Source organism: Clostridioides sp. ZZV15-6598 (assembly GCF_020657705.1).
GTDB classification, from domain to species: Bacteria; Bacillota; Clostridia; order Peptostreptococcales; family Peptostreptococcaceae; genus Clostridioides; species Clostridioides difficile_F.
Genome location: NZ_JAGWCS010000121.1, coordinates 1 through 12129 on the forward strand (window position 1 = coordinate 1; position 12129 = coordinate 12129).

The 12129-nt window shown below is 27.4% G+C and carries 9 protein-coding genes; 1 reads left to right on the forward strand and 8 read right to left on the reverse strand.

Going from position 1 to position 12129, the window contains the following annotated elements:
- Positions 1 to 181: 181 nt before the first annotated feature.
- The 6 genes from ispG to KGF50_RS17225 form a co-directional block, all read right to left on the reverse strand.
- Entirely contained in the window at positions 182 to 1237 is a 1056-nt protein-coding gene (gene ispG, locus KGF50_RS17200; protein ID WP_227849196.1) for a flavodoxin-dependent (E)-4-hydroxy-3-methylbut-2-enyl-diphosphate synthase, read from the reverse strand.
- A 185-nt stretch (positions 1238 to 1422) separates the two neighbouring features.
- Entirely contained in the window at positions 1423 to 2427 is a 1005-nt protein-coding gene (gene rseP, locus KGF50_RS17205; RefSeq protein WP_227849197.1) for an RIP metalloprotease RseP, read from the reverse strand.
- Between the two features lie 12 nt (positions 2428 to 2439).
- Positions 2440 to 3594, reverse strand: a complete 1155-nt coding sequence (locus KGF50_RS17210) for a 1-deoxy-D-xylulose-5-phosphate reductoisomerase (protein WP_227849198.1) — start codon at positions 3592 to 3594, stop codon at positions 2440 to 2442.
- 259 nt (positions 3595 to 3853) lie between these two features.
- Positions 3854 to 4057, reverse strand: coding sequence for a helix-turn-helix domain-containing protein (locus tag KGF50_RS17215; protein ID WP_227830419.1), 204 nt, complete (start codon positions 4055 to 4057; stop codon positions 3854 to 3856).
- A 192-nt stretch (positions 4058 to 4249) separates the two neighbouring features.
- The gene (locus tag KGF50_RS17220; RefSeq protein ID WP_227849199.1) at positions 4250 to 5353 is read right to left on the reverse strand and encodes a 4Fe-4S dicluster domain-containing protein; all 1104 of its coding nucleotides are present in this window, start codon (positions 5351 to 5353) and stop codon (positions 4250 to 4252) included.
- A 1-nt stretch (position 5354) separates the two neighbouring features.
- Positions 5355 to 5930, reverse strand: coding sequence for a TetR/AcrR family transcriptional regulator (locus tag KGF50_RS17225; RefSeq protein ID WP_227849200.1), 576 nt, complete (start codon positions 5928 to 5930; stop codon positions 5355 to 5357).
- A 355-nt stretch (positions 5931 to 6285) separates the two neighbouring features.
- Between KGF50_RS17225 and KGF50_RS17230 the strand changes: the two genes are divergently transcribed.
- On the forward strand, positions 6286 to 7011 hold the full coding sequence (locus tag KGF50_RS17230) for a hypothetical protein (RefSeq protein WP_227849201.1): 726 nt from the start codon (positions 6286 to 6288) through the stop codon (positions 7009 to 7011).
- A gap of 205 nt (positions 7012 to 7216) precedes the next feature.
- Here KGF50_RS17230 and KGF50_RS17235 read toward each other — a convergent pair whose 3' ends face one another.
- Positions 7217 to 9028 (reverse strand): bifunctional diguanylate cyclase/phosphodiesterase, encoded by a 1812-nt coding sequence (locus tag KGF50_RS17235; protein ID WP_227849202.1) that lies wholly within the window; start codon positions 9026 to 9028, stop codon positions 7217 to 7219.
- Between the two features lie 108 nt (positions 9029 to 9136).
- Positions 9137 to 12129, reverse strand: a 2993-nt coding sequence (locus tag KGF50_RS17240) for a diguanylate cyclase domain-containing protein (RefSeq protein ID WP_227849203.1), incomplete at its 5' end; no start/stop codon positions are given.

A 12129-nucleotide genomic window follows, 5' to 3' on the forward strand; every position in this document is an offset into this window, starting at 1 on the left:
TTTATTAGAATAAATATAGAATGAATTTTGGTACTCACTTATATAATTGAATTAGAATATAGATTTCTTATATCTTTTCAAATTTATTTAATTAAAAATAGCTAGATAATTAAATACCATAAATAAAATTTATTTTAAAAGTATTTGAATATCTAGCTATTTTATATCTATTGATTGTATACTATAACTTGTCAATCTCTTCTAGCAACTCATCAACCAATTTATCACCATTAATCATTCTTACAATTTCACCCTTTTTAAATAAAAGACCTTCACCTTTACCACCAGCAATACCTATATCAGCTTCTCTAGCCTCACCAGGACCATTTACAGCACAACCCATAATTGCAACAGTAATATCTTTTTCCATACTACCAATTTTCTCCTCAACTTCATTTACAACACTAATTAAATCTATATTACATCTGCCACATGTAGGACATGATATAACTTTAATCTTGTCATTTAAAAGACCCAAACTTCTTAAAATCTGTTTACCAACAACAACCTCTTCAACAGGGTCACCTGTCAAAGATATTCTGACAGTATCTCCAATTCCTTTAAGAAGAAGTGCTCCCACACCTATAGAAGACTTTATTGTTCCTTTATGAACACTTCCAGATTCAGTAATTCCAACATGAAGAGGGTAATCAACTTTCTTTGATATTAATTCATATGCATCAACAGTTTTATAAATATCAGATGATTTTAGAGAAATAACTATATTATAAAAACCTAAATCTTCAAGAATTTTAATATGTCCCATAGCACTTTCAACTAATGCTTCAGCAGTTGCAGAACCATATTTATTTAAAAGTTCTTTTTCTAAAGAGCCCCCATTAACACCAATTCTAATTTTTAGATTTTTTTCCTTGCATTTCTCAACAACCATTCTAACTCTTTCTATGTTCCCGATATTACCAGGATTTATTCTAACACCATCTACACCTTGTTCTATAGCTTCAAGTGCTAACTTATAATCAAAATGTATATCAGCAATAACAGGTATGTTTACACTAGTTTTTATCTTCCCTATATTTTTAGCTGCTTCCATATCAGGAACAGCAACTCTAACTATATCACAACCAACTTCTTCTAATCTTTTTATTTGAGCTATTGTGGCCTCTGCATCTCTTGTGTCAGTGTTTGTCATAGATTGTATGCTTATAGGATTTTCTCCTCCTATTTTTACACTCCCAACACTAACTTCTCTTGTCTTTCTTCTCTCGTAACTCATATTTCACCTCTATATATTATTTTATATTAAAATCATTCAATATCTTAAAAAATACTACAAACTACATATATATTATAAATTAAAAAGCTATATAGTTAAACAACTAAGAATAAATTTAATCTTTTAAAATTAATTTATTCTCACTTAAAACTACATAGCTTTTTTAAACTTTATAGAAAGTTAAATTATTGAAATAACCTTAATATATCTTTATATGTTATAAAAAGCATAAATAACATTAAGGCCCCAAATCCAACTACATTTATCATACCTTCTTTATTTGGGTCAAGTTTTTTACCGCCTCTAACAGCTTCTAATAATAACATAAGTATTCTCCAACCATCAAGGGCTGGTATTGGTAATAAGTTTACTATCCCTAGATTTAAACTTATTACTGCTGCCAAATAGACTACATTTATAAGACCTGTTTGGGCTGCATCTGATACCATACCAATAACACCTACTGGCCCTGCAACAGCATTACCAATTCCTCCTGGTACACGTCCTGTAACCATTTGACCTAAGAATGTTAACATCTGTTTTGTCATATCCACAGTAGTTTTACATGCATTTACTATTGAACCAAAAAAATCTTTTTCTCTTTGTGGCTGAATTCCTATTTCATACTTTCCATTGTTATCTTTAGGAGTTACATTTACAATTTTATCACTTCCATCTCTAGTTATACTAAGCTTCAATTCTCCACCAGAAGAAGTATTTATTATATTTGCAACTTCGTCCCAAGTTTTAACAGAGTTACCATTAATTTTATTTATCTTATCTCCTACTTGAAGTCCTACTGCTTGTGCAGGAGTATCTTGCATTATTTTTCCAAGTGTAGTAGTTGGAGAACCTATATACAAAAACACTGGTACTAAAAGTATTGCTGCCAATATTATATTAAATATTGGTCCTGCTACAATAGTACTAAATCTTTGTAGTATAGATTTATTTCCAAAAGAATTTGGACTTATTTGTTCTTCGTCTTCACCTTCCATACTTACATATCCACCGATTGGAAGAGCTCTTATGGAATACTCTGTATCTTTTTTTACACTATATATCTTAGGTCCCATACCTATAGAAAACTCATTTACCTTAATACCACTTCTTTTTGCAAATATAAAATGTCCTAACTCATGTATTAATACAATTATACTAAATAGTATTAATGCAGCTATTATAGTCATAAATTCACCTTCCTATTTTTTTATCAGATTTTCAACATAAGCTCTACTCCATCTATCTGTTTCTAAAATTTGTTCCAATGTTGGTTTGCTTATGCTTTTATGAACCTCTAAAGTTTTCTCTATGTAATATGGTATGTCATAGAAACCAATTTTATCCTCTAAAAATTCACTTACTAAAACTTCATTTGCGGAATTTAAAACAGAAGAATAAGTTCCACCCATCTTTAGACATTCATAAGCTAATTTTAAACATGGAAAAGTCTTTAAATCTGGTTCTTCAAAGGTTAAAGTACTAAATTTTGAAAAATTCATTCTTTCAAAGTTACTCTCCATTCTATCTGGATATGTAAGAGCATATTGTATAGGCAATCTCATATCTGGACATCCTAATTGTGCAATTATAGAGCTATCTGTATACTGTACCATTGAGTGAATTATACTTTGTGGATGAACCACTACATCTATATTTTCTTGTTTTACTCCAAATAGCCATCTAGCTTCTATTACTTCAAGTCCTTTATTCATAAGTGTTGAAGAATCAATACTTATTTTTCTTCCCATACTCCAGTTTGGATGTTTTAAAGCTTCATTTTTAGTTATATTTAAAAGTTCTTCTTTTTTCTTTCCTCTAAATGGTCCACCAGAAGCAGTAAGTATTATTTTTTCTATATTTTTATTATTCTCTCCATTTAAACACTGAAATATAGCACTATGTTCACTATCAACGGGAAGAATATTTACATTATATTTTTTTGCCTCTGCCATTACAAGCTCTCCAGCAGTTACTAATGTCTCTTTATTCGCTAATGCTATATCTATTCCCTTCTTTATAGCACAAAGTGTTGGAACTAATCCTATCATTCCCACAACAGCAGTTAAAAGTACATCAATTTCATCTAATGATGAAATTATTTTTAATCCTTCCATTCCTGTTAAAACTTCTATCTCTATATTTTGTGGCAATATTTCTTTTAATTTTAATGCTTTACTTTCCTCAAAAACTGTTACATATTTAGGTCTAAATTCTACAATTTGTTCAAGTAGCAATTCAATACTGCTATTAGCTGATATTGCAACTACTTCAAACTTGTCTCTATTTTCTCTAACTACATCCAAGGTTTGCTTACCTATAGAACCTGTAGAACCTAAAATTGATATTTTTTTCATATAATAATCCTTTCTAATAATAAATATACCCTACCAAGACATTATAACACTACTAAAACAATTATTTTTACTATTCAAAAAAACTTCATATAATTACTGGAAAAATATATTTAGTTTACATTATAGCATTACTCTTTAATTTTAATTTATTCACATATAGTTATTTTTATTTTTAATCCAACAAAACTTTATCTATTAAATTAAACCTTACTTATTCTTTATATGTTTTTTACGATATCATTAAAATATTTTAGCATCATTAAACATCCTTTTTTATTTCTACAACATCTTCTATTTTACAGTCTAGTGCTAAACATATCTTTTCCATTGTATCCATAGAAACAGACTTATCATTTCCTAATCTACCTAAAACAGAAATACTTATACCTGATATATTTACAAATTCCATCTTTTTTATTTTTCTATCAATTAGCAATTTCCACAATGGAGTGTACGAAATCATTTTATCACCTCTTCCAAAATCTATTTTATCATATTTTATCTATTTTGAAAAATTTTCATCTTTTTCGATAAATAAACACTTATTTAAAATCTCTTAAAACCATGCTCTTGCAATATTGATAAATACATTCATTTTCACATGACAATAAATAGCACCTATCAAAAATCAGGTGCTATTTAATATTTAAATTTATTAATCAATTTGATAATCTTCCATAATATATTCAGAGACATTCTTCGATGCTTTACAATAATATGTACAGCTTCCACAATGTATACATCTTTCAGGATGATACGGAGATAATAAAACATCATAATTATTATCTATCATTTGTACAATTTTTGATATATTGACTTTTGCAGGACATTTTCTTGTACACACACCACATTTTTTACATTTATTTTTGTTGCTTATGTTTGATGGTTTAGAATATGCAGCAAAATTTCCAAAATACGAAAAATCATCTTTTTCTGTTGCTTCAAAGCAGGACATTACTCCATTCCCTTTATATAATAATTTATCTTCATTTTCTTTAAATGTGCTTTTTAAAATATTTGAGATATTATCTGTTGGATATATGTATGCTACTCTAGCATTTCCATTGGATAAGTCAGCTATAGTAATAAAACGACCTGTATCATAACATTTATTTATAATTTTACATATTTGATATACACTTTGAAGATTTAATACTAAAATACCATTATTCACTGGAAACTCATTTGTATCTAAATTTATATCAAGCACCTGTTGTATAAGGAAATGCTCTTCTCCCATAGGATATCGTGATGAAACTATTTTTAGAGAAAAACTACCATCCGTTTCTAATCTTTTATTTTTAGATACCATAATTACATCTTGCAAACCAAGTGCTTCTTTTAAATAATGAATAGAATGAACTATCTCTGAATATCTATTTTCCAATATCCATTCATCATGGATAAGCCCAGGATCACATTCAACAGCATTAATCAATAATATCCTCTTATCTGATTCTAATGAGCAAAACTTTTTGATTTTTTCTGATATAAAAAAACTATTTCCACTCATACCAGTAATCTTTGCTTTCTCAAGTTCTCCAATCAATTCATCTCTTGTAATATTTGTTGTAAAATCTGACATTCTTAATTCTTTTCCAATTAACTCAGATGAAGATAGAGCAACAACCTTACCTAGATAATTTTTTATGATTTTCCTATTACCCTTTCCATATTTTTGTTTTTCTTTCTTTTGAACTGTCTTTAATTTATAATTATTTTTAACTATTTTCTTATTTATAAGAGATTGACTGTGCATACTATTTTTCCTCCTTAAAATTTTCTAAGTAAAAATATTCAATATGAATCCTAAATAATTCCATTAATTTTTCTACATCACACTTTGCTGTGTGGTATAGAAAAAATGGAGCATATAATTCCATTGCAAGTACTTCTGGATTTTTTGAAATCATTATCCCATCTTCTATTAATTTTTCAAAAGTTAGTTTCTGAGAGGTTATTGGAAACTCAATAAAAAAATCATTAAAAATTTGAGCCATTTTCTCATTTTTAAATTGCTCAATAAGAAGAACTCTACGAAACATCACAATCCACTCATCGTTAATTTGAAAATCAAACATTGAAAGACACATTTGAACAAAGCTTTCCATGTTAACACATATAGAATTTTGTGCATAGTCACATTGTTTTAAAAAATGTTCCTTAGATTTTTCTACAATAGCATCAAATATAGCTTGCTTACTTGGGTAATGTTTATATAAAGCGCTGTTACTTACACCAACAGCATCCGCTATACTTCTTATAGATACTGCATCAAAACCTTTTACTGAAAATAATTTCATAGATTCATTTAATATTTTTTCCTTTGTATTCATAATTTAACTCCTCTTCGAAAAATAAAGTGAGCGATTGCTCACTTTCATTATAGTAACCAATCGCTCACCTTGTCAATAGTTTTTTATTTTATATTGTTTTATAGTTTTCAAAAATATGTCTTAAAATAATCTATATCTACTTAAAAAGCTTTACAAAGAGTTACATTTATTATTTATTAGCTTTAAGTAATGGTAGAAGTAATTTCTTCTGATTATAAATTTGCATAATTATTAGCCCATGTTAATATAACATTCCAAAAAATAAAAAACATCAATGTTACTATTTTATATAAATATGTTAAAATAAAACAAAGTAGTAACTTTAAAAACTATACTATTAATAGGAGTTGATTAAATGAAGCAGAGTGAAAAAAGAGAAAATGAATTTATAAAAAATAGATGGGCTTTAGCTGTCATAGAAAAAGAAAAAAAGATTACTCGTATCATACGTTACTTACTAACAACGCTTGCTATTATTGCTCTCCTTACTCCTGTAAAAATTAAATTTTCCATATATATATTTATATTACTGTTCAGCTGGATGATGTATTTATGGCTATATCCTAAAATGCTAATAGAAACGCCTAAAGCAAAAGAATCAAGAAAGTATCATATCCCATTTCCTTTAACTGCATGTATATTATCCATGCTAGTTCTGCTTTTATCTACAAGCTCCTTAAATACACCAAATAATGAAAGATTTAGTTTTTCTGGTATTTACATGATAGTGTTGTTAATTTTTTATGTCTTAGTATTAATTATCAAAAAAAGACATGAAACAAAACTTAAAATACTACTAGTTACCTTATCTACATTTATTCTTAGCTTTTCTACAACACCAGCATTAAATTATATAACAACATTAGACAGACCTGAGTTTGAACTTGTAACAGTTGTTGATAAGGAAATAAGTCCTTCTCGCTCTGGAAACGATTACTATCTTAAAATAAATGTAAATAATAAAATAAAAAAAATGAAAGTTTCTAATAACATGTATAATTCGACAAATAAAAATAACTCAATTCAACTTTGTAAAAGAAAGAGTATCTTTGGTTATGAATACTGGACATTGCACAAATAACATTATTACATTATTAATAAAATCAAATTGAAATTAACTCAATTATTATATAAATATTTTATTCTTACGATTATTAATATAAATAAAACCACCAATAAAAAGCATTAGTTACATTACTAATGCTTTTTATCTATTGCTAATTTTGATTACAAATTTTTAATTCTTCTAGAATGATATATACTTAGTGCATTTCACAATATTTTTATTATTTTTCAGTCACATACTTATTGAAAAATTCTTTTTCTTCAATTGGTTTAGAAAAATAAAATCCTTGTCCCACATCACATTTAATAGTCCTTAAAAACTCCAAATCTTTCTTAGTTTCAATTCCTTCACATACAACAGACATATCTATACGATGTGACATTTCAATAATACACTGAATAATACTGTAGACTTTTTCACGATTAAATGTTTCTTTAAGTAAGCTTTTATCTAACTTCAATCCATTAATAGATAAAGAGCATAAAAGGCTTAATGAGGAATATCCTGAACCAAAATCATCCATAGATATTAAAAATCCTAACTTTTTAAGCTTTTCTAAAATTGAATTAACTGGCTCAGATATTTCATTAAAAGCACTTTCAGTTACCTCTATTTCTATATACTTAAAAGGAATATCATATTCTCTAACAATATCTAAAAATCTTTCATAAAAATCTTTTTGATAAATAGTAACTCTTGAAAAGTTAACTGAAATTGGATATGTATATTGATTTTTTTCCATAAATGATTTTTTTATAAATGAACATGCCTTTTTTAACATGTAAAAATCTAATTCGATAATAAATCCACTCTTTTCAAATAATGGAATGAATTTATCTGGTGATAAAAATCCAAGTTCTGGAGAAAACCATCTTACAAGAGCTTCTGCACTCACAACATTTAAAGAAGATATTTGAAACTTTGGTTGCAAATACATATGAAATTCTTCGTTATCAAGCGCTTTGTACATATGATTATAAATACTATTTTCCATTTGTAATTGTTTTAATAGATTTTCATTGTACCACACTGTGGAAGAAATTCCTCTCGTTTTACTAATCTTATGTGCAATATTTGCCTTATCCATCATAGAATGGATAGATTTATAATCTGATTTCCCAACTTCAACTAAATACGCTCCTATACAATAAGATATTGTATGAGTTACATTCATATTTAATTGAGATATTATGGCATCAGTTAAAATTTTGCGTATATCCTCTAAGAGTGACTCTCTATACTTTGCAAGGATTACAAAATTATCAGAACCAACTCTTGCACAAGTTTCTTTAGTGTTAAAAGTTCTAGAAAGTATGGTTGCTACTATTACTAAAATTTTGTCTCCATATTCATATCCATGTGTATCATTAATATATTTAAAATTATCAATATCAATATTTAATAGTACATACTCGTCATTAAATGCATGATGTAGAATCTCAACAGCTTTATTCTCAAATGCAACTTGGTTTTTTATATTTGTTAAATTATCAGTATAAAATATTTTATTAAATCTTCTTTTGTTGTAATGCTCCCAGATTAAGAGACTTACTGTTGATAGTATAAGATAAATAAACAACGCAGTAGCAAAACAATGTAATTTTAGATTAGAATGTTTTTCAGAGATAAAAACAGCTTGATTGGATAGCTTAAAATACTCTTCACTTAAATTATATAAGGTATCCCCAGAATATCCATTTCTAACTTTTATAACTTCTTTTTTTATGGATTTCCACATAGCATCCATCTGAATTAATTTTTCTTGGAATTCCTCATTATTGCACTTTTGCAGTTTGTTTTTTCCATCACCTGTTCTTAATTCTATTAAAATACTGTCTAGTTGCTTTATTAAATCATCATTTTTTTTATTATTCAATTCTTGTTTAACAACTTGTTGAGTTCTACTACGAATAATACCAGTATAATTTATAATCTTAATGTGCCTTATGCTATGAAATAAGGAAAATATAAAAATAACAATGGCAACTAGCCAAATAACAGTATAAATTAAAAAATCATATTTTTTTTTCATCTTTGTTACCTCAATTATAATGTATCTATATAACTTACAAATAACTAATCACTTATCAAAGGTGATTACAAAAACTTTGTAGTAATATGTGTTTGATTGATTTTATTTTTAGATAGAAAACATACAATATGTATTTTTACCTTCTTCTTTTGCTCTATACAACGCACTATCTGCACGATGATACAACTCATAAAACTGTCTCCCATCTTCTGGATATCTAGAAATACCTATACTTACACTTACTTCAAAACATAATTTATCATACGTAAACGTAGTATCTAGTCTTTTTAATATATCATGACCTTTTTTTTGCAGGCTTTCTTTCTCTCCATTGTACTCCATAAATGCTATAAACTCATCCCCTCCAACGCGACCAACAATATCTGTTTTCCTAAAATTACTTTTTAGACATTCCGCTAACTCAATTAATATTTTATCTCCAAATACATGCCCCATAGTATCATTAACATCCTTAAAATTATCTACATCAATCATAAATAATGCATATTTCTTATTTTCATCAAATGATAGCAACATGTGTCTTATCTTTTCCTCAGTAGTACTTTTATTTAGCAATCCTGTCATTAAATCATTTTGAGATTGCTCAATTAACTTATTGTACTCTCTCTTTTCTTCATCAATATTTCTTATTTTACCTAGTATTGATATAGTAGTATCTCCAATCTTATCAGGTTCATTAAATACTATAGAACACCATAAATGTACATTATCTTTAGAACGTATGCGTATCTCTATTGCTTCTGGCTTATTACCAATATGTGCATTTTCTAAAGCATCAAGTAAAATCTGATGGTCTTCTTCATAAATATTTGATAATTGTTCAGAAATTGTTCCTCTTGGTTCTGTCTCAAATATACTATAATAGTTATCAGAAAATGTTATTGTACCATCCTTAAAACTATATTCAAATAATACATCGCCCCATTGTTTTAAGGCTGTTTGATAGCGATTAACAAGTCTATTAGATTTTTTATCACTTTTTTCAGAAGTTACATCTGTTTCCTCTGTTACATCTACAATACTTGAATAAAAGTACTTCTTTCCATCTTTATCATTTTCACATAATCTAGAAATTGTTTCTAAAAAAATTAAACGATTATCTTTACATCTAACATGATAATGAAGTGTAACTATATCTCCAGAATTAACTTGGCTTATCATATCTCCAAGTACAGCTCTTCTATCTTCTTCTATAATTAAATTGATATACTTTCCATCAAACTTACTTTTAATTTCTTTTTCTGTATAGCCTATCAATGATATAAAGCTAGGAGAAATATAATCTAAAGTAAAATTTTCATCAAAACGAATACATTTTACACAAGCAGGAATATTATCTAAAACTCTTCTGTATTTCCAATATGATTCTTCCATCTCTAAAGACCTTTTCTTAAGCCTATCATTTTCTATTATGACTACAATTAAACTTTTAGAACCCTGCTTACCTTTTACTACATTGCCTGTTCCAAGTATCCATATAGGAGTTCCATCAGATTTTACTACCCTAAATTCAATTGTAACTATATCACTAATTCCAAGTTGCCTTCTAATTTCATAATTCACATATTCCATATCATCTGGATGCACAAATCCCAATGCTTGATTTTTAAATTTTTCTTCCATCTCTTTAATGGTATAACCTAACATCCTTCTATAGCCTTCATTACATGTAAGAAAAGTAAATTCAGGGTTCATTCCTACTTGAAATATGCCTGCATAAGCATTATCAACCAATTCTTTTATATTCATTGAATGTGTTGGAGTAAAGGCAGAATATACCATACTTTTTTCTTTTTCTATAGAAAGTTCTTTTGATATAACATCTTCTTGATAATTAATGGTCTCAATATTCTTTTCAAAGTAATGCTCATAAAACTTCTCTGCGTTTATAGGCTCATTATAATAAAATCCCTGCAATATTTCTGGTCTCATCTGTTCAATTATTTTTAAAGTTTCTTTATTTTCAATTCCTTCCACATAAACTGACATATTCATACTATGACATAGATTAATAATTTGAGAAACGATTTTTTGGTCTATTACATCATATGTAATGCGGTTTAAAAGAGTATGATTAATTTTTAAAGAATCCGCACTTAGTTCACGAAAAATTTCTAAAGATGAATGTTTTGCTCCAAAGCTGTCAAATGTAATCTTAATACCTTGACTTCGAAGAAAATCAAAAGAATTCCTTATTTCTTCTATTTTTTTTATCTTATTATTTTCTGTTAGTTCCAATGTAATTAGAGATGGAGATATACCCTCTTGCTTTACAGTATCTAAAATAAAAAACTTGAAGCTAGGGTCTTCAAGCTGTTGATATGACACATTTATATTCATCTTGAAATTTGGCATATATTTTGTCCATACTTTTAGTTGCTTTAAAGCTGTTTTAATTACCCATTGACTAACTGTATCCATAAGCCCAGAAGATTCTAAAAAAGGTATAAATTCAGTTGGGCCAAGTTTCATTTCAAAATTAGGATTTCTCCAACGAAGTAATACTTCACATCCATATAGTTTCTTACTATTGTTAAAAATAAGTGGTTGATAATTTAAATAAAATCCTTTAAAATTATTTAATACACTTTCTCTTAAATACTCTATCAACTGTATAGAATACTGCGAAAAAGTTAACTCATCTTTTGAATATACAATTAGTGTTTTTTTCCCTTGCTTTTTTGCTTTTTCAAATGTAACACGTGCATTTTGGTATAATGTATCACAATCTATTCCATCTTTTGGATAAAAGCAAATACTTCCTGATATAGTAAATGAAATAGCATGTCCATTAATCTGTTTTATACATTGTGCTATATCTTGAAACCTATTAAAGAGTTTTGTTAATTCATAACAATCTCCATTTGGATACAAAATTCCAAAACCATTTCCATCTAATCTATATAAGCTTATATCTTCAGGTAAAAAAGGTAAAATAGATTTAGAAAACTTTTTTAAAACCCTATCTCCAAATGAATAAGAATATAAGTTATTAATTTGTTCGAAATCATCAATTCCAATAAACATAATACCATATGGCTTTTTCTGTGTTTCTAGACTTGAAAGCATCATTCTAAAAT

Coding starts and splice junctions, on each gene's coding strand:
- ispG (WP_227849196.1), bottom strand. CDS start 1,237: ATGAGTTACGAGAGAAGAAAGACAAGAGAAGTTAGTGTTGGGAGTGTA.
- rseP (WP_227849197.1), bottom strand. CDS start 2,427: ATGACTATAATAGCTGCATTAATACTATTTAGTATAATTGTATTAATA.
- KGF50_RS17210 (WP_227849198.1), bottom strand. CDS start 3,594: ATGAAAAAAATATCAATTTTAGGTTCTACAGGTTCTATAGGTAAGCAA.
- KGF50_RS17215 (WP_227830419.1), bottom strand. CDS start 4,057: ATGATTTCGTACACTCCATTGTGGAAATTGCTAATTGATAGAAAAATA.
- KGF50_RS17220 (WP_227849199.1), bottom strand. CDS start 5,353: ATGCACAGTCAATCTCTTATAAATAAGAAAATAGTTAAAAATAATTAT.
- KGF50_RS17225 (WP_227849200.1), bottom strand. CDS start 5,930: ATGAATACAAAGGAAAAAATATTAAATGAATCTATGAAATTATTTTCA.
- KGF50_RS17230 (WP_227849201.1), top strand. CDS start 6,286: ATGAAGCAGAGTGAAAAAAGAGAAAATGAATTTATAAAAAATAGATGG.
- KGF50_RS17235 (WP_227849202.1), bottom strand. CDS start 9,028: ATGAAAAAAAAATATGATTTTTTAATTTATACTGTTATTTGGCTAGTT.